11 protein-coding genes are annotated in these 19,461 nt (G+C 44.9%); 9 read left to right on the top strand and 2 right to left on the bottom strand.

The annotated features are described in order from the left end of the window. The first annotated feature begins 58 nt into the window (after positions 1-58). The 7 genes from FIV01_RS10430 (at position 59) to purF (ending at position 12,765) form a co-directional block, all read left to right on the top strand. On the top strand, positions 59-6,829 hold the full coding sequence (locus FIV01_RS10430; RefSeq protein ID WP_152430947.1) for a FimV/HubP family polar landmark protein: 6,771 nt from the start codon (positions 59-61) through the stop codon (positions 6,827-6,829). Positions 6,830-6,907: 78 nt separating this feature from the next. Next, on the top strand, positions 6,908-7,702 hold the full coding sequence (gene truA / locus FIV01_RS10425) for a tRNA pseudouridine(38-40) synthase TruA (protein ID WP_152430946.1): 795 nt from the start codon (positions 6,908-6,910) through the stop codon (positions 7,700-7,702). A gap of 177 nt (positions 7,703-7,879) precedes the next feature. Continuing rightward, complete coding sequence (gene accD, locus FIV01_RS10420; RefSeq protein ID WP_152430945.1) at positions 7,880-8,806, top strand: acetyl-CoA carboxylase, carboxyltransferase subunit beta; 927 nt, start codon at positions 7,880-7,882, stop codon at positions 8,804-8,806. A gap of 43 nt (positions 8,807-8,849) precedes the next feature. Then, entirely contained in the window at positions 8,850-10,115 is a 1,266-nt protein-coding gene (gene folC / locus FIV01_RS10415) for a bifunctional tetrahydrofolate synthase/dihydrofolate synthase (RefSeq protein WP_152430944.1), read from the top strand. Next, positions 10,116-10,661 (top strand): SPOR domain-containing protein, encoded by a 546-nt coding sequence (locus FIV01_RS10410; protein WP_152430943.1) that lies wholly within the window; start codon positions 10,116-10,118, stop codon positions 10,659-10,661. It begins immediately after the preceding gene. A 62-nt stretch (positions 10,662-10,723) separates the two neighbouring features. Further along, on the top strand, positions 10,724-11,215 hold the full coding sequence (locus tag FIV01_RS10405) for a CvpA family protein (protein ID WP_152430942.1): 492 nt from the start codon (positions 10,724-10,726) through the stop codon (positions 11,213-11,215). A gap of 35 nt (positions 11,216-11,250) precedes the next feature. Next, positions 11,251-12,765, top strand: coding sequence for an amidophosphoribosyltransferase (gene purF / locus FIV01_RS10400; RefSeq protein WP_152430941.1), 1,515 nt, complete (start codon positions 11,251-11,253; stop codon positions 12,763-12,765). Between the two features lie 58 nt (positions 12,766-12,823). On the opposite strand, the gene znuB is transcribed toward purF, so the two are convergent. Both znuB and znuC read right to left on the bottom strand, forming a co-directional pair. Next, a complete protein-coding gene (gene znuB / locus FIV01_RS10395; protein WP_152430940.1) occupies positions 12,824-13,609 on the bottom strand; it encodes a zinc ABC transporter permease subunit ZnuB in 786 nt (261 codons plus the stop codon). Beyond that, positions 13,602-14,387: a zinc ABC transporter ATP-binding protein ZnuC gene (znuC, locus tag FIV01_RS10390; protein ID WP_152430939.1), complete on the bottom strand. Its 786-nt coding sequence runs from the start codon at positions 14,385-14,387 to the stop codon at positions 13,602-13,604. Before znuC ends, znuB begins: the two co-directional genes overlap by 8 nt. An 82-nt stretch (positions 14,388-14,469) precedes the next feature. Between znuC and znuA the strand changes: the two genes are divergently transcribed. Both znuA and FIV01_RS10380 read left to right on the top strand, forming a co-directional pair. Then, entirely contained in the window at positions 14,470-15,342 is an 873-nt protein-coding gene (znuA, locus tag FIV01_RS10385; RefSeq protein WP_152430938.1) for a zinc ABC transporter substrate-binding protein ZnuA, read from the top strand. 223 nt (positions 15,343-15,565) lie between these two features. Beyond that, positions 15,566-18,886: an AraC family transcriptional regulator gene (locus FIV01_RS10380; RefSeq protein ID WP_152430937.1), complete on the top strand. Its 3,321-nt coding sequence runs from the start codon at positions 15,566-15,568 to the stop codon at positions 18,884-18,886. Positions 18,887-19,461 lie beyond the last annotated feature (575 nt).

Genomic DNA, 19,461 nt, shown 5'->3' with positions numbered 1-19,461 from the left:
CCGATATATTTAACAGATCATTACAGTAAAATTTATTGAGCACATAGCTGAGCCTTCTATGCTTCGAATTTTTAAGTGTCTATTGCTGCCTTTATTATTGGCAGTCGTGACTCAGTCATCGACTGTTATTGCCGAGAGCATTCGTCTAACGGGACCAGACAATGAACCTCGGGCTACATCACGATATTCCGACCTTGCTTCAGGGCAAAGACGCAATGTCAACGAGCCTTCACGTTTCTATGGACCTACTACATCACAAGAAACCCTCTGGTCCATTGCCAGCCGTTTACGACCTTCGGCTAGTGTTACTGTTCAGCAAACGCTATTTGCCATATACCAACTTAATCCCCAAGCTTTTGCTAACCAAAATATACACGAATTGATCCCCGGCAGCACGCTTCGTATCCCCTCTCTTGCCCAAGCTCAAGGTGTCTCAACTCAAGAAGCCGTTAATATTATGGCTGCTCACCAAGCTCGTTTGTCGGGTACTGCTGCGCCAACAGTGCGTAGACCACAAGCTCAGGCGCCTGTTCCCCCTCAAGTGGTGGAAGCTGAAGCGAAAGAACTTCAACAAGAGACCATGGCGAAAGAGTCCATGGTTAAAGACAGTTCAGAGAAACCAACAAGTAGCTTAGAGAAAATTGTCCAAAGAGAGCACAAGCATCAAGTTACATCTCTTGAGAAACAGCTTGAAAATTCAGAAAGCGAACTGTTAGCTCTGGAAGAGAAAAATCACAAGCTGAGGCTAATGCTAGCCGATGTTCAATCTGAAGTTGACGTACTTAAAGATGAGCTAGGCGATGAATCTCGTATTCGCAGTGAAGTTGAAAAGCTTATCGAAGCAGAGCGAGAGAGGCTTGCTGAGGAACAAAGACTTAAGCCTACAGCTTTGGACGATTTACTTTCGAGCACGGCTTTTGTCGCGGCTATGGCGATTATACCAGGTCTGCTGATCGGATTGGTTCTTATGACGCTTCTTGGTCGTCGTAAAAAAGAGGCCCAAGAGCAGCCACAAGCGTCTGCATCAGCTGAGCCAGCACCTGAGACGGCGCCAGTTGCTCCTCCACCAATTGATGATGATGTGGAAGATGACCTCCTACTCGATGATGATTTGTTCGGAGAGTCTTCAGATGAAGAACAATTATTCTCTGATGAGCTTGAAGAAGGAGCTTCAGACGAAGAGGATGTCTTTGCTGACTTAGAAGATAATGATCTCGACTTTAATCTTGAAGGCGAAGATGGTGAAGATCCATTCGCAGGTATCGGAGATGATGGAGAGTTAGATGAATCTCTTGCCGAGTTGGATGAAAGTAGTGATGAATCTGGCGCTGATGAAGCGCCCACACAAGGCGATGAACCTGAAAGCGCATTTGATTTATCCGACGACAGTGATGACATAACTGATAATGAACTGGATTCTTTGCTTGCTGCGGACGGTGAATCAGAGGATTTAGGCGCTGACGAGTTAGATCAATCTTTGTTGGACGACTTATTTAACGAAAGTGATTCAGATGACGATTTAGATTTTGATACCTTACTTGACGAGCCCGGAAGCGCTGACACTGATGAGGATCCGGCATCTACATTAGATGAACTTTTAGATGAAGGCTCGGATACTGAACTGCCTGGTGAGACCGAGCTTCTCGACGAAGCCCTCGCTGAGGACTCTGTAGATGTATCAGAAGATAGTACAGATTTGCTCGATGAACTCGTTGACGAAGACGTAGGCACAGAACTACCCGGTGAGACCGAACTTCTCGACGAAGCCCTAAGCGAAGACTCGGTAGATGTTTCAGACGATAGTATTGATTTGCTCGATGAGCTTATTGATGAAGATGAAGGCACAGAGCTACCCAGTGAGACCGAACTTCTCGACGAAGCCCTAAGCGAAGACTCGGTAGATGTTTCAGACGATAGCATTGATTTGCTCGATGAGCTTATTGATGAGGATGCAGGCACAGAGCTACCCGGCGAGACCGAACTTCTTGACGAAGCCCTAAGTGAAGACTCTATAGATGTCTCAGACGATAGTACGGATTTGCTCGATGAGCTTATTGACGAGGATGCAGGTACAGAGCTACCCGGTGAAACTGAGCTTCTTGACGCAGCCCTAAGTGAAGACTCGGTAGATGTCTCAGAAGATAGTACGGATTTGCTCGATGAACTCGTTGACGAAGACGCAGGCACAGAGCTACCCGGTGAGACCGAACTTCTCGACGAAGCCCTAAGTGAAGACTCGGTAGACGTTTCAGAAGACAGCATTGATTTGCTTGATGAGCTTATTGATGAAGATGGAGATGCAGAGTTACCGGGCGAAACTGAGCTTCTCGACGAATCTCTTGGTGACCATGACGACAGCGTCGGTACAATAGATGATATCGGCGATACAGAGGCTGTAAGTGATGAAAGTGCATTTGATGAACTAATTACTGCTGATGATACTCTTGACCTCGATTCGACAGAAACTCTCGACGAGTTGTTGGTAGATGAGCAAGAAGAAGGGGCATTAACAGAAGATCTTGGTGATGAAGCTACCAATTTATTCGAAGAATTGGTAGATATCGATAGTCAGACTGACACTACAGCAGGCGATGAGCTGGAAAATATCGCAGGTGACAGCACAGTCGATTCTGCAATGGTCGAAGATGACTTCTCTAGTGAAGACTTTATGGACGACATGCTAAGTGCTGCTCCTGAAGGTGATCCTTTACTGGATGAGCTTGACCTTGAGACGTCGTCAGAAAGCGAAAACGCTCTAGAAGAGGTTGTGAATCAATCAGAGCCTGAAATAAGCTCTGAAGAGCCAGAGCCAGAGCCAGAGCCAGAGCCAGAGCCAGAGCCAGAGCCAGAGCCAGAGCCAGAGCCAGACAGTGATGAGACGACCTCAGCATTCGCTGAAGAAGAACCGTCCGAGATCAGTTCCCAGGCAGTTAATGATGCGCCGGTTTCTGCACGTACAGACTCATTATCTTCTTCAGATGGTGATGCCGTAGAAGAGGATATTCTCGCTCAGCAAGAACAGTCACAAGCACCAAAGGAAAACGAAGATTCATCTGCGCTTGGTGAAGAACCTGAGTTTGACCCAGAAGCGGCAGAAATTGAGGCCTCTGAAGAATCAGATGTGCCAGAAATGGAAGCGCCTGCCGAGGATCTAGAGCCAGCCGCGCTTGATGAAGACCTTGCTCTTGACCCAGAAGCGGCAGAAGCCGAGGTCTCTGAAGAGCCTGAGTTGCCGGAAATGGAAGCGCCTGCCGAGGAGCTAGAGCCAGCCGCGCTTGATGAAGACCTTGCTCTTGACCCAGAAGCGGCAGAAGCCGAGGTGTCTGAAGAGTCTGATCTGCCAGAACCGGAATCGCCTGCCGAGGAGCCAGAGCCAGCCGCGCTTGATGAAGACTTTGGTCTTGACCCAGAAGCCGAGGCCTCTGAAGAGCCTGAGTTGCCGGAAATGGAAGCGCCTGCCGAGGATCTAGAGCCAGCCGCGCTTGATGAAGACCTTGCTCTTGACCCAGAAGCGGCAGAAGCCGAGGTCTCTGAAGAGACTGAGTTGCCGGAAATGGAAGCGCCTGCCGAGGAGCTAGAGCCAGCCACGCTTGATGAAGACTTTGGTCTTGACCCAGAAGCCGAGGCCTCTGAAGAGCCTGAGTTGCCGGAAATGGAAGCGCCTGCCGAGGATCTAGAGCCAGCCGCGCTTGATGAAGACCTTGCTCTTGACGCAGAAGCGGCAGAAGCCGAGGTCTCTGAAGAGCCTGAGTTGCCGGAAATGGAAGCGCCTGCCGAGGAGCTAGAGCCAGCTGCGCTTGATGAAGACCTTGCTCTTGACCCAGAAGCGGCAGAAGCCGAGGTGTCTGAAGAGCCTGAGTTGCCGGAAATGGAAGCGCTTGCCGAGGAGCTAGAGCCAGCCGCGCTTGATGAAGACCTTGCTCTTGACCCAGAAGCGGCAGAAGCCGAGGTCTCTGAAGAGCCTGAGTTGCCGGAAATGGAAGCGCCTGCCGAGGAGCTAGAGCCAGCCACGCTTGATGAAGACTTTGGTCTTGACCCAGAAGCCGAGGCCTCTGAAGAGCCTGAGTTGCCGGAAATGGAAGTGCCTGCCGAGGATCTAGAGCCAGCCGCGCTTGATGAAGACCTTGCTCTTGACCCAGAAGCGGCAGAAGCCGAGGTCTCTGAAGAGCCTGAGTTGCCGGAAATGGAAGCGCCTGCCGAGGAGCTAGAGCCAGCTGCGCTTGATGAAGACCTTGCTCTTGACCCAGAAGCGGCAGAAGCCGAAGTCTCTGAAGAGCCTGAGTTGCCGGAAATGGAAGCGCCTGCCGAGGAGCTAGAGCCAGCCACGCTTGATGAAGACGTAGATCTTGAATCAGAAACTTCTCAGGTAGCTCCAATGCCTGAAGCCATTCCAAATGAATTTGGCATACCTCAAGATGATGATTGGCTAATTGAAGATGATCCCTCAGCTGAGTTAGGCGAGGAAACAGAGTTAGAGGCGCCAGCAGAATCTGAAGAGATGGCCGAGCTTGATGACGCTGAGCTTCCAGAATTCACCGAAGAAGACGCGGCAGCTGAGTTAGGCGAGGAAACAGAGTTAGAGGCGCCAGCAGAATCTGAAGAGATGGCCGAGCTTGATGATGCAGAGCTTCCAGAATTTACCGAAGAAGACGCGGCAGCTGAGTTAGGCGAAGAAGCAGAGCCAGACGCACCAGCAGAATCTGAAGAGATGGCCCAGCTTGATGATGCAGAGCTTCCAGAGTTCACCGAAGAAGACGCGGCAGCTGAGTTAGGCGAGGAAACAGAGTTAGAGGCGCCAGCAGAATCTGAAGAGGTGGCCGAGCTTGATGATGCAGAGCTTCCAAAGTTCACCGAAGAAGACGCGGCAGCTGAGTTAGGCGAGGAAACAGAGTTAGAGGCGCCAGCAGAATCTGAAGAGATGGCCGAGCTTGATGATGCAGAGCTTCCAGAATTCACCGAAGAAGATGCGGCAGCTGAGTTAGGCGAGGAAACAGAGTTAAATGCGCCAGCAGAATCTGTAGAGATGGCCGAGCTTGATGATGCAGAGCTTCCAGAATTTACCGAAGAAGACGCGGCAGCTGAGTTAGGCGAAGAAGCAGAGCCAGACGCACCAGCAGAATCTGAAGAGATGGCCGAGCTTGATGATGCAGAGCTTCCAGAATTTACCGAAGAAGACGCGGCAGCTGAGTTAGGCGAAGAAGCAGAGCCAGACGCACCAGCAGAATCTGAAGAGATGGCCCAGCTTGATGATGCAGAGCTTCCAGAGTTCACCGAAGAAGACGCGGCAGCTGAGTTAGGCGAGGAAACAGAGTTAGAGGCGCCAGCAGAATCTGAAGAGGTGGCCGAGCTTGATGATGCAGAGCTTCCAAAGTTCACCGAAGAAGACGCGGCAGCTGAGTTAGGCGAGGAAACAGAGTTAGAGGCGCCAGCAGAATCTGAAGAGATGGCCGAGCTTGATGATGCAGAGCTTCCAGAATTCACCGAAGAAGATGCGGCAGCTGAGTTAGGCGAGGAAACAGAGTTAAATGCGCCAGCAGAATCTGTAGAGATGGCCGAGCTTGATGATGCAGAGCTTCCAGAATTTACCGAAGAAGACGCGGCAGCTGAGTTAGGCGAAGAAGCAGAGCCAGACGCACCAGCAGAATCTGAAGAGATGGCCCAGCTTGATGATGCAGAGCTTCCAGAATTTACCGAAGAAGACGCGGCAGCTGAGTTAGGCGAAGAAGTATCACCATCAGGTGTCACGCAAGAGAAGCCCTCTCTTGATCTCTCCGATTTAGACATACCTAAATATGGTGAGGGTTCTACAGAAGAAATTGGTCCAGAAGCGCCTTTATCAGTTGACACAGATGATGGCGACCATCCTAAAATGCCAGAGCCAGAGCCAGAGCCAGAGCCAGAGCCAGAGCCAGAGCCAGAGCCAGAGCCAGAGCCAGAGCCAGAGCCAGAGCCAGAGCCAGAGCCAGAGCCAGAGCCAGAGCCAGAGCCAGAGCCAGAGCCAGAGCCAGAGCCAGAGCCAGAGCCAGAGCCAGAGCCAGAGCCAGAGCCAGAGCCAGAGCCAGAGCCAGAGCCAGAGCCAGAGCCAGAGCCAGAGCCAGAGCCAGAGCCAGAGCCAGAAAGTAATGAGGAAGATTTTAAGCTTGATGAAGTTGACATACCGTCACTGAGTGAGATCCCATCTGAAGCTGCTCAAGAGCTTGCAAATAACGAGTACAATGAGTCGGCTTTTGAAGAGTTGCTGTCTGAGAATACTAATGAGTTAGAGGGGAGTTTTGATTTTGAGTCTCCAGATTCAATAACTTCCGACAGTGCTGGCTTAGATATTGAAGCCATGCTGGAAGTGGGCGGAGAAGATTGGAATGGTTTTAATCTTTCCCCAGAACAGCAGGCAGAGATTACAGATGATATCCCCGAAGATGAACAGGGCATTTGGGATGAAAACAACAGCCCAGAGCAAGCTCAAATTTTAGACGAAAATTGGGAAGATCAAGAAGAACTCGAGGACTTCGTTCCAGATGAAAGCGAGTTCAAGTCCATTGACGAATTAATGGCCGAAGTTGATAACGATGAGCAGCAGGATATACAGGAAGAAGATCTTCAGCTTGATGTTGGTTTAAGTGATTTTCCTGATGTTATTGGCGATACGGGAGATGTTGATGTTGATGATAACTCTGAGGCTGCTGGTAAGCTCGACTTGGCGAAAATATACATTGAAATGAATGATCCAGAAGGAGCGATTAAGTTATTAGAGGAAGCGATTGTTGACGGTAGTGACGAAATTCGACGAGAGGCTAAAAACTTGATTGATACAATCAATGGCCGAGGGTAAGTGACTAACACTTAGCCTCTTACCATTTGATGCCAAAATGTATATACTCCTTGGCCAACTTTCGAAGAGAGTAGTCCAATGAGAATTGCATTAGGTATTGAGTACAATGGTAGTCAGTACTTTGGTTGGCAGCGTCAGAAGGAAGTTCAAAGTGTTCAAGAAAAACTGGAGCATGCTTTGACTATCGTCGCTAACCATCCAGTAGAAGTTCAATGTGCAGGTCGCACTGATGCAGGCGTTCATGGTACAGGGCAAGTCATTCATTTTGATACAGATGCAAGTAGAAAAATGGTGGCTTGGACTATGGGAGTGAATGCTAATCTTCCCAGTGATATTTGCGTAAGATGGGCTAAAGAAGTCCCTAAAGACTTTCATGCTCGCTTTACTGCAACCGCACGAAGATATAGGTACATCATATTCAATAATGCTCTACGACCTGGGATTCTATCTTCGGGTGTGAGCCATTATCATGGTGAGCTTGATATCGCTAAAATGCACCAAGCTGGTCAATGTTTACTAGGCGAAAATGACTTTACCTCTTTTCGTGCCGTTCATTGCCAGTCCAAAAGCCCTTGGCGAAACGTTATGCACCTGAATGTGACACGACATGGTCAATATGTAGTGGTTGATATTAAGGCCAATGCGTTTGTTCACCATATGGTACGTAATATTGTGGGTAGCTTGATATGCGTAGGGCGAGGTGAGCAAGCTCCTGAGTGGATCGATTGGCTGCTGAAAGCAAGAGATCGCAAGCTAGCCGGTGCGACGGCGAAAGCTCAAGGTCTATACCTAGTCAGTGTGGATTATCCACAGCAATTTGAACTGCCTCAACCACCACTGGGGCCACTGTTTTTGCCAGATGATTTGAACTAAGCTGTAATAAATTGTTCGAATGATCAATTCTTTATAGGGTTTGAGAGGTTAGGTAGTTAATAGGTACAACCAGTTTTTTGTCTACACTTGGCATTTAATATGCTTTAATCCTCTCGCGTAAATTGAGAATTTTTGTCCTTCGCCTACAGCGAAGGCTAGTTAAAGAAAAGGTCTTCCATGAGTTGGCTTGAAAAGATTTTAGAAAAAAGCAATATTGTTAGTTCTCGTAAAGCATCTATACCAGAAGGTGTATGGACTAAGTGTACCTCATGTGAGCAGGTACTCTATCATGCTGAATTAGAGCGTAACCTAGAAGTATGTCCGAAATGTGACCATCACATGCGCATGCCTGCGCGTCGTCGCTTAGAGACATTTCTGGATGAAAATAATAGAGTTGAGCTAGCGGATGAGTTAGAGCCGCAAGATAAACTGAAGTTTAAAGACTCTAAGAAATATAAAGATCGTATTTCTTCTGCTCAGAAGAGCAGCGGTGAGAAAGACGCTTTAGTTGTTATGAAAGGTGAACTGCTGGGACAGCCAATCGTAGCCTGTGCGTTTGAATTCTCCTTTATGGGTGGATCTATGGGCTCTGTAGTTGGCGCTCGTTTTGTTCGCGCTGTAGAGGCAGCGATAGAAAATAAATGCGGCCTAGTATGTTTTTCAGCCAGTGGTGGAGCACGTATGCAAGAGGCGCTCATGTCTCTTATGCAAATGGCAAAAACCAGTGCTGCACTTGAGCGTTTGTCGAAACAAGGTTTACCCTTTATCTCTGTCATGACAGACCCAACTATGGGCGGAGTCTCAGCGAGTTTAGCTATGCTTGGCGATGTCAATATTGGTGAGCCTAAAGCATTAATTGGATTTGCTGGTCGTCGAGTGATTGAACAAACAGTACGAGAAGATTTACCAGAAGGCTTCCAACGTAGTGAGTTCTTACTTGACCACGGTGCGATTGATATGATAGTTGATCGTAGAGAAATGCGTCAGCGTGTTGGTAGTTTGATGGCTAAAATGACCAATAAACCTTCACCTCTCGTTGTTTCTATAAACAACTCACAAAATGAAGCCGCTTATTCTGTACCAGAAGCGGGTGAAAAAGGGTAAAGTAGTCACTAACAAACAACCTCAATTATTTGGTTAACGTTAGATGAATCATCTCCAAACACCTCAAGCCACATCCCCATTATCGATGTGGCTTGATTATTTGACAAATATCCACTCTTCCGCAATCGATCTCGACCTTGAGCGTGTTTTGGCCGTCGCTGAATTGGCCAATCTAACCAAGCCTGCTCCAACTATCATTACTGTCGCTGGGACGAATGGCAAAGGTTCAACCTGTGCTTTGATGGAGGCTATACTCCTTGATGCAGGTTACTCCGTAGGTGTATATAGTTCACCACACCTCATCCGTTACAACGAGCGTGTCCGCATCAATGGACTAGAAATGGCAGATGAGAAGCACACTCAGGCTTTTGACTACATTGAAACTGTACGTGGAGATACCAGTTTAAGCTTTTTTGAATTTGGGACCTTGGCGGCACTGCGTATGTTTCAAAAAGAGCGTGTTGATGTGGTGCTACTTGAAGTTGGCTTAGGAGGCCGGCTAGATGCGACCAATGTCGTTGAACATGATGTTTCTGTTATCACAAGCCTGGCTATCGACCACGTCGACTGGCTTGGCGATGATATTGAAGTAATCGGCTTTGAAAAAGCGGGCATTTATCGTTCTGGTAAGCCAGCCGTATGTGGTCAACCCAAAGCTCCATCGACAGTTGCTGCTCATGCCGACGACATTGGTGCAGAGTTATATCAGGTTGGAATTCAGTATAATTACCAAGTTATAGATGAGCATAATTGGTGTTGGAGTCATGGTTCTTATCGTTTAGAGCAGCTTCCCATCCCATCATTGCCTTTGCCAAATGCAGCCACGGCACTTATGGCTTTGGCAACGGCTAACTTAGATATATCAGACATCAATATAGTCAAAGGGTTAAAGGCAGCACAGCTTCCTGGGAGGATGCAGGTCCTTCAACATAAGCCTTGTATCATTCTAGATGTGGCGCATAACCCTCATTCTGCTGCGTATTTGGTTGAGCAAATCCAGCTTAAATACTCTAACCGGAGAGTTCGAACTGTTGTCGCAATGCTTCATGATAAAGATATTCAAGCGACTTTGGATACCCTATCTTCGGTAGCAGATGAATGGTATCCAGCTTCGTTAAACGGTCCTAGAGCAGCGAATGCAGACGAACTGTGTCAATTTTTGCCGGATAATGTTAAGACATTTTCAACCCCGACGCATGCTTTCACAACCGCATTGGAAGACGCTGAGGCGAATGACGTCATACTTGTTGTTGGATCTTTTCTCACAGTTGGGGAAGTGCTTGAGTATTGGAAGAGCCGAGGAGAATAAATGGCCAGTAAGTTTCAAAAACGTTTAATGGGAACCATAGTATTGGTTTCCATTGGAGTTATTGTATTACCTGATGTGCTTGATGGTAAAAAAACGCATTACAAAGAGGGTGTGGCTAGTATTCCAATAAAACCTGAGCTTGATAGCGCAGTTGAGAGCTTTGAAATTCGGCAACCTATTGAAGACCCAGTTAGTTTGCCTGAGAGTCCTATTGAAGTTGTGCAAGAATCTCCTCAGTCACTATCGACTGAGGTCAAAGATCAGGTGGCTGTGTCGACAAAAGAACTCCCAAATCAAAATGCTTATGTTGATAGCGCGTGGATTATTCAGCTTATGGCACTAAAGAATGCTGAAAACGCAAAAAATGTGGTGAAAGATTTACAGAAAAGGGGATATCAGGCCCATGCGAAGCTCGAAAATGGTTTTACACGAGTGATTATTGGTCCTGATGTATCGAAGAGTAAACTTGAGCGTCAACTCGTAGAGTTGGATAAAATTACCGGCTCAAAAGGCCAATTGCTCAAATTTAAACCATTAAATCCATAAGAAAACGTTTGCGTTAGCGTTTTTTCTGTTAAAATGCGCGCCAACTTAAGATGTTAGAACCGATGAATTCATTAGATGTTGTCATTTTAGGTGTGATCGGCCTATCGGCGGTGATCAGTTTAGTTCGTGGCTTCGCAAAAGAAGCATTGTCGTTAGTTATTTGGTTTGCGGCGTTTTTTATCGCCAGCCAGTACTATGCTAAGTTAGCAGTGTATTTTTCCAATATACAAGACGATATGTTTCGCAACGGAGCTGCGATAGCCGTATTGTTTGTTTCAACACTTGTTGTGGGCGCTATAGTTAATTATGTCATTGCTCAACTCGTGCAGAAGACAGGTTTGTCCGGAACAGACAGAGTGTTAGGTGTTGTTTTTGGTGGCTTGAGAGGTGTTCTCATTGTTTCCGCTGCGCTGTTTTTTATGGATACGTTTACCTCGTTTTCAGATTCAGAGTGGTGGAAAGGCTCGCAGTTGGTGCCGGAATTTAGCCGTATCATTGAGCCTTTTTTTGAGCACATACAAGCTACGTCGAGTTTCTTATCTGGTGCACGTTAGTGCGCCAGCCATTGTCGCAAATCGAGGGTTAGGACATGTGTGGTATTGTTGGAATCGTGGGTGCAACGCCTGTAAACCAGTCTATTTATGACGCACTGACTGTGTTGCAGCACCGTGGCCAAGATGCCGCGGGTATTTGTACCATAGAAAGCAATCGTTTTCGTCTGAGAAAGGCGAATGGTTTAGTCAAAGATGTGTTTGAAGCTAAGCACATGCAACGTCTTCAAGGGACGGTGGGAATAGGTCATGTGCGTTACCCAACTGCAGGCAGCTCTAGCGCTTCAGAAGCACAACCTTTCTACGTCAACTCACCATTTGGTATTACTCTTGCCCATAATGGAAATCTGACTAACGCCGCTGAAGTTCGCGAGAAACTATTCGAGAAAGACCGCCGTCATGTAAACACAACCTCAGACTCTGAAGTTTTGCTCAATGTCCTTGCCCACGAAATTGACACGGTTAAAGGCAATGTAACGGCAGAGGATGTGTTCCGAGCTGTAACTAATGTGCACCGTACTATTAAGGGGGCGTATGCGGTTTCTGCTATGGTTATCGGCCATGGCATGATTGCTTTTCGTGATCCAAATGGAATCAGGCCACTTTGTTTAGGTAAGCGTGAGGTTGGCGACCAGCAAGAATATATGGTTGCGTCAGAGTCTGTTGCTCTTGATGCTGTTGGGTTTGATTTTGTGCGCGACCTTGCTCCTGGTGAAGCGATCTATGTCACGTTTGATGGGAAGTTACATGCCAAACAATGTGCTGATAATCCTACACTGAATCCGTGTATTTTCGAGTTTGTTTATTTTGCGCGCCCGGACTCATTTATCGACAAAATCTCGGTATACAGTGCCCGTGTTGAAATGGGTAAAAAACTTGGTGCTCGTATTCACGAAGATTTCAGCCATTTGGATATTGATGTTGTAATACCTATACCGGAAACGTCATGTGACATTGCCCTGCAAATCGCTCAGGCCATAGATAAACCGTATCGCCAGGGTTTTGTGAAAAACCGTTATGTCGGTAGAACGTTTATAATGCCTGGACAGCAGCAACGCAAAAAGTCTGTTCGTCGTAAGCTCAATGCGATTCGTTCTGAGTTTAAGGATAAAAATGTGCTGCTAGTCGATGATTCTATTGTTCGAGGAACCACCTCTGAGCAAATTATAGAAATGGCCAGAGAATCAGGAGCGAAAAAGGTCTTCATGGTTTCTGCTGCGCCAGAGGTACGTTTCCCTAACGTATATGGGATAGATATGCCAAGTGCGAATGAATTAATCGCTCACGGTCGTGATAATGATGCGATTTGTAAGCAAATAGGAGCAGACGAACTCATTTTTCAGACCTTAGAAGACTTGATCACCGCCGTAGGTATGGGAAATACCGATATAACTAGATTTGATACTTCAGTTTTTAATGGTGATTATGTCACCGGGGATATAGATCAAAAGTATCTTGATTTCTTAGAGTCTTTGCGCAGCGATGATGTTAAAACTCAGCGAGAAATTCAGCAAGACCTAGCGAATCTGGAGCTACATAACGAAGGCGCTTAATGATTGGTGTCTAGTTTGATTGCTATTAGGCTGATGTATTTACATCAGCCTTTTTCTTTTAGCCTCGTGGTCGATAAAGCTGAGCCAACATAAACATGCTTGTGGCACTTATTACGACTGAGGGACCCGCTGGAGTGTCATAATACCAAGACATACTCAAACCCGCTAAAACCGCAATTGCACCTATGACCGAGGCTATCGATGCCATTTGCTCTGGGGTTTGAGCTAGACGCCTTGCAGTAGCGGCTGGGATAATCAATAACGAAGTAATGATAAGTGCGCCAACAAACTTCATCCCAATGGCAATGACTAATCCGACTAAAATCATAAGGACTAGACGCATTAATTCTATATTGTGTCCTTCGACGGCGGCGAGGTCCTCGCTTACTGTCGTTGCGAGTAAGGACTGCCAAAAATAATAAAGCACGCCACAGATAATGATAACACCGGAGAAAATATAGAGAAGGTCTTCTGGTGTGACGGCCAGCAAGTCACCGAATAAATAGCTCATTAAATCAATTCTCACATTGTCAAGAAAGCTCACCGCGACGAGTCCCAAAGAAAGAGCGCTGTGTGCCAATATTCCTAATAATGTGTCTGTTGCGACCAACTGTTGCCTTTGTAACGTTACTAAAATCAATGCCAAGGCTAGGCAGCAAACCGTTAAAGCTAAATAAAGGTTGATATCGAGCAAGAAACCTAACGCTAGACCCATCAGTGAGGCGTGAGCTAAGGTGTCTCCGAAGTATGCCATCTTTCGCCATACCACAAAGGAACCAAGTGGGCCGGCAATAATGGCAATGCCAAGTCCGGCAAGCATTGAAGGCAATAAAAATTCAATCATGGTGGTGACCGTGTGAATGGTTTGAACATGTTGCGGCGTTGCCTGAAACAGGCTCACCGGCGAGATCATGGTGATGGTGATCGTGCTGATGATGATAAAACGCAAGAGATTCACTTTTTGCTGCACCAAATAAAGCAATATAACTGGGATGTTTTGTTATCACTGCGGGAGCACCAGAGCAGCAAACATGATGATGCAGGCAAATGACGTCGTCAGTTTTGGCCATAACAAGGTGTAAATCGTGAGAGACCATAAAAACAGCACATTGAAAACGATGGCGGATAGTGTCAATTAGATCGTATAAATCGATTTGACCTTGCACATCTACACCTTGTGCAGGTTCGTCAAGCACCAATAAATCGGGCCGTTGAAGCAGCGCCCTTGCAAGTAATACGCGTTGACATTCTCCTCCAGAGAGTGAATGCATGCTGGCTTTTATTAAATGTTCAGCGCCAACCAAGTTAAGGGCTTCCCTTAGTTCTTGAATGCTATATTTACCCGCAAGTTTCATGAAACGTTGAACGTTTAAAGGAAGAGAATCGTTGAGCTTAAGTTTTTGTGGGACATAGCCAATCTTGATGTTATTTACTTTGGTGACAGTACCTTGGTATTGATCTTGAAGCCCCAAAAGTACTTTAACTAAGGTAGACTTCCCAGCACCATTTGGACCGATTAAAGTAGTGATTTCACCTTTTTTGATGCTTAGGCTGACCTTATCAAGAACTTTACGCTCACCAAATTGAACACTGACTTGTTGTAGTTCGACTAATGTCGACATGAATAGGACTCATTTGCAAAAAACTATTGTTATAATGTAACATCTGTCAAACTTTAACACCACAGATTAGTGATATTGACTTATGAAATACCTTGCCCCTCTTCTGTCCATGCTACTTATTGGTAGCGTTAATGCGAGTCAAGTATTGACCAGTATTAAGCCTATACAGATGATTAGTTTCGAAATTACCAGAGGAATTTCCAACCCAGAGGTACTGCTAGACGCTGGAACTTCTCCGCATGATTATGCCCTAAAACCATCGGATGTTAAACGCCTGAAGAAAGCCGACCTTGTTGTATGGTATGGCCACGACTTAGAACCCTTTTTAGCTAAAGTGCTCGAAGGTCGTCAAAATATTCTTACGATTAGCGAGATAAACGATCTCGATCTCAGGGCATTTGCACCAGAGGAACATCACCATGAAGGCCATGATCATGGTAGCCATGATCCTCATGTTTGGCTTGGTTTAAAACAAAGTGCGCAAATAGCAAAGGCTTTGAGTGAAAGGCTTGCGCTGATTGATCCTGAAAATAAGACTGTTTATCAGTCCAACTATCAAAGTTTTGTCAACAAACTTGCAGAGTATGCTAACAAATGGCGGGCGCAGTTAGATCCAGTTAAAGAAGTTGGATATTACGTATTTCACGATGCGTATGGCTACTTTGAGCAAGATTATAGCCTAAATCATATTGGAGAGTTTACAGTGAGTCCGGAGAGGAAACCGGGAGCTAAGACGCTGATTGATATCAAAACGAAACTATCTAAAGGTGATGCTAAATGTGTATTCTCAGAGCCACAGTTTTCACCAGCCGTGATTGATTCAGTACTTCGTGGTAGCGTTGCGAAAAAAGGTGAACTTGATCCACTTGGCACTGATATAAAAGTTGGTCCGGATAGTTACTTTGTCTTTATTCAGTCTATGGCTGATAGTTTTGTTACATGTTTGAGCAATTAAGAGTGTTGCTTCGAAACACAGCTTGATATCACTTTTCTCGGAGTTTGTTATTAGGCAGGTGTTTTTTGAATCAATATCTTGTTTCTGGACTACAAATAAGATATTTTTTATCGAACAATCAATTAATTAAATGATTCAATTGTAAGTAATAAAAATAAGATCCCAATACTTATTTTGGGATTTTTACTCTTTTGGATGTGGTAACAGCGCAAAGGAATGTGCAGTGAAAAGGGCAATTTGCTTTTTAGTACTCTCACTTTTAGTTCGCCTAGCCATGGCAGAAGAGTGGTTTTCTCCACTTCCTTACCCAATTCCCACACAATCAAAAGGCCAAGTGTTTGTTGCTAAGACGCTTTTTCCTGGCGAAACGGATGGTCTTTGGTTCCAAGACCAGAATAACAAATTGTTCTTTTTTGATGGGCAAAACGTTTTACCTAACTCAGAATTTAACATTCCAATACAGCCTAGTCAGTTAGCTTTTTTGGATCATACATTTTGGCTTTCTTCAGGACATGAAGTTTATCGTGTTCTCCCAGGGAAACCTGAACAGTTAGTATTTAGCCTGTCATCTGGTTCTGAAATTAGAAACATTGGTACATCAGGGCGCTATGTATGGGTTGCCGATCAATCAGGGTTTTATACCTACCAAGTCGACAGTAAGGCTTTCTCCTCCTACTCACTTGATAAATTGGAGCAATACAGTCAATTTTCTGATTTAAGCGTGAGTGATGCGGAGTTAACCAATGTTGGATGGGTGCTAGCGACAAATCATGGCCTTTATGCATCGGACTCGCAATCAGTTAGCTTTAAACGTTTTGTAAACTTAGATACAAAAAATATTACAGACCTTCACTACTCGTTAGTTGGTCAAAAACTCGTTGTTGGTACCGATATAGGTGCTTATATCATAGATTTACAACATCCTGATTTACCGAGCTATCAAGTCTCAAGTCGACAAGTCTTAAGTCTGGCGGGAGCACCAAAAGGTTTTTGGATAGGAACGATTAATGGTTTAGAGTTTCTCTCTTTTGCAGGCACCTCCAAAGATAGCTTAAGGCAAATAGAGTATTTTGTGGGACAAGAAATATACTCTGTTATTCATTCCAAACGAGGCGAAATCTGGGTTGCTAGTGATTCGGGTATCTATTTTTTCTCAGAATTTTCTCGTTTTTTCAGTCGATTACCCAGCTCTTTGTTAAATGATGGTTTGACCAAAGAAAAGTTTATCCGTTTTAAAAAGGCCAATCAGGAAAATAGATTTTGGCTTGTGACGAGGCTTGGTTTGCGTAAATTTTTCGTCGATAACCCAAACTCAAGTCAACTTGTGTTTGAAGGACAGGTTAACGATGCGGTTGAACTTAATGAAACGCTTTGGCTGGCCACTGATGAAGGGGTATTATCTCTTGATATTTCCTCTGGTTCTTTACTTCTAGATAAACTACCAAGTTTTATGCAAACTATTTCTGCCGATCTGTTGGTCATTGATCGCAATGAAGGTATATGGGGGGCTGATGAGAAGCGTATTTGGCGATACGACACGGTAAATGGCGAGCTACTGCAGTTTGCTTCAGAGTGGATGACAAACGGGGAATTAGATGCTCAGTTAAACGATATGGATATCGACAAAGAAGGTAAATTGGTACTGGGTACCGATCATGGCGTCTACGTGGTTAATAATGGTCAAGTTCACTATATCAATGAATCAAATAAGCATGGGGCCATAGTCAGTATTGATGGGATTGAGCCCGGATATTTTGCTGTTGCAGGCCGCTATGGTGCTTTTATTCTTGATGTAAATAAATTGCAGATTAACGCATTAAGCTTGGCGAACCCTAATCTTGTGTTGAAATGTCTCACCAGCACAAGAGGTGCAGTTTGGTTAAGCTCCACCGGTGGTTTAACACGGTATGATTCAAGTGGGCAACTCCGCCAACACTATGGTGAACCTTTTGGCTTGATTGATAATGAACTTCAGACGGGGCTCTGTGCTTCTGGTGCTTTATTTAGCCATGAAAGTATTCTTCTTGGTTCCAAGAATGATCTAATCACAGTTGATATTGAAAAACTCAATGTTAGCTCTCTTCCAAAAACTCGTATTATTCTAAGCGAAGTGAGAATTAATCAATCTCGGTATTCTCTGGGTAGTGTTTTAGAGTTTCCACACGCAGAATTTGGTGATTCACTTTCTTTTCAATTTGGTGCTCTTCCCAGTGTGAGCGATCTAAAACTTGAATACCGTTTGAGCAAAAATGATAACTGGATATCAATCTCAGGGTTTTCTATCACACTCGCTCATTCCTTACCTGGTCATTATGTATTGGAAGTGAGAGGTGAGGTGAATGGAGAAGTGGTAACCGACACAGAGAAGTTTATTTTTTCTGTCGATGTTCCTTGGTATATGGGAGGATATGCTGCTCTATGTTACCTTCTGATATTTATTGCTTTTGTGATTAGCTTGATAAATTGGCGTTCTCGTTTAGCGGTCAAAACCAACAGAATACTCAAATCACAAATTGCACTGAAAACAAACCAGTTGCGTCATCAAAGCAGAATCCTCCTAACCAACAATGAGCATCTAAGAAAGCAGCTGCAAGTCCGTCGTATTCTGTATCAGCAACTGATAGAGGATCTGAAAGTAAGACTGAAGGACTTTTCAGCAAAGATTACGGCAGATAACAAGAAAAGTAAGCAGCAGCTTTATCGTTACATTAACCATGAGTTGGACTTACTTCTTAATTACAGAGCGATGAGCAGTGGTACATTACCAGCTTACAGTCTAGCTCTTATCGTTAAGTCTGTACTTGATGGTTGGCAAGAAGAGATCATTAATGTCGGCTTGTCGATTGAGACTGACTTAGAACACAGTGAAGACACGTACGTCACCCTTTATATTGCAAATCTGGATCGTGTATTTAACTTGCTTGTCGATAATTTAATTCGTCGCTGCGCTAAAGGGCAAAGAGTTTACATGACGTACCGTCATGAAAAAGAGACGGTCACATTTTCTATGTCAGAAAATGTTCAGGGAATGGATGACGTTTTGCTCCATTCTTGTCAGACATGGAGTGAAATAGAAGCCTTAGTAAAAGAAAGCGGTGGAACTTTCAGAAGATATATCTCTAATGGATTACAACTGACAGAGTTTACTTGGCCTAAGAGCAGTCAGTCTGATGAAGACTCGATAACTCAACGTATTGACCCAAGTTTTACGGATCTTAATCCAAGTGATCAGTGGCTAAAAAAACTGCAGGATTTGGTGATTACCAACTACTCTGACTCTGAATTTGGAACAGCGGCAGCTGCTAAGCAGATGTACACTTCAGAGCGGAGTTTGCAGCGTAGGTTCAAGTCAGCTACCGAAAGAACATTTACTGATTACCTGACTGAAATTCGTCTTGATTACGCATGCCGCCGTTTGTTAAATGGACAAAAAGTATCCGATGTCGCGTTTGAATGTGGATTCAACGACCCATCGTATTTTAGTCGGCGTTTTAGACACAGATTTGGCGTATCTCCAACGCAATTTGTGGCAGCACGAGACTAGTGTTTTATTCAACAAAGATTATTTAAATTGTTACCCATCATAACACTCGAAAAGCCGCATCAATCTAAACTATTGTGAATTCATTGACTTACTTTCTTGTAAAGTTCAAGTGGCTTTTTTTGCGTCATCTGAGTTTTAATTGAGAGGTATTTTAGAGTTGCTAAGGCTTGGGATTCTGGCATGATGCGTAAAAAATTACGTGGTATAGCCGGGGGACTATACCACGGGCGTCAATGACACCTTCGCTTGCTGCCGGAGTGGTGCGGGTTGCACCACCTCTGGAATTGCCACCAGGGGCGTTCCCTGTTGACTCGGTTAACTATAAAGCTAGGTCATTGTTTTACTTATAAAATTAACGCCAAGCTAATAATAAAAAAACGACATATTATCTACTTTGTTGATATTTAATGTTTTTTTTTAAAATTTGATTTGTTATTCGAATGGAAACAACAAGAATAGAACATTCGGTTTTATATGTTTTAACGTAATTAACGGCTTTGGATTAACGTAAACAACGTTGCAAATCTGCAATGTTTGATTTCGGACAAGATTTACAAAATTTACACAAGTTAAGA

This window comes from Vibrio aquimaris (assembly GCF_009363415.1).
GTDB classification, from domain to species: domain Bacteria; phylum Pseudomonadota; class Gammaproteobacteria; order Enterobacterales; family Vibrionaceae; genus Vibrio; species Vibrio aquimaris.
The sequence above is the reverse complement of the archived record's forward strand: the minus strand, read 5'-3'. Positions and strand labels throughout refer to the sequence as shown.

Excerpts from the sequence above, each read along its gene's own strand:
- FIV01_RS10410 (WP_152430943.1), top strand. The coding sequence starts at position 10,116 with ATGGCCAGTAAGTTTCAAAAACGTTTAATGGGAACCATAGTATTGGTT.
- FIV01_RS10405 (WP_152430942.1), top strand. The coding sequence starts at position 10,724 with ATGAATTCATTAGATGTTGTCATTTTAGGTGTGATCGGCCTATCGGCG.
- znuB (WP_152430940.1), bottom strand. The coding sequence starts at position 13,609 with ATGATTGAATTTTTATTGCCTTCAATGCTTGCCGGACTTGGCATTGCC.
- znuA (WP_152430938.1), top strand. The coding sequence starts at position 14,470 with ATGAAATACCTTGCCCCTCTTCTGTCCATGCTACTTATTGGTAGCGTT.
- purF (WP_152430941.1), top strand. The coding sequence starts at position 11,251 with ATGTGTGGTATTGTTGGAATCGTGGGTGCAACGCCTGTAAACCAGTCT.
- znuC (WP_152430939.1), bottom strand. The coding sequence starts at position 14,387 with ATGTCGACATTAGTCGAACTACAACAAGTCAGTGTTCAATTTGGTGAG.
- FIV01_RS10430 (WP_152430947.1), top strand. The coding sequence starts at position 59 with ATGCTTCGAATTTTTAAGTGTCTATTGCTGCCTTTATTATTGGCAGTC.
- accD (WP_152430945.1), top strand. The coding sequence starts at position 7,880 with ATGAGTTGGCTTGAAAAGATTTTAGAAAAAAGCAATATTGTTAGTTCT.
- truA (WP_152430946.1), top strand. The coding sequence starts at position 6,908 with ATGAGAATTGCATTAGGTATTGAGTACAATGGTAGTCAGTACTTTGGT.
- folC (WP_152430944.1), top strand. The coding sequence starts at position 8,850 with ATGAATCATCTCCAAACACCTCAAGCCACATCCCCATTATCGATGTGG.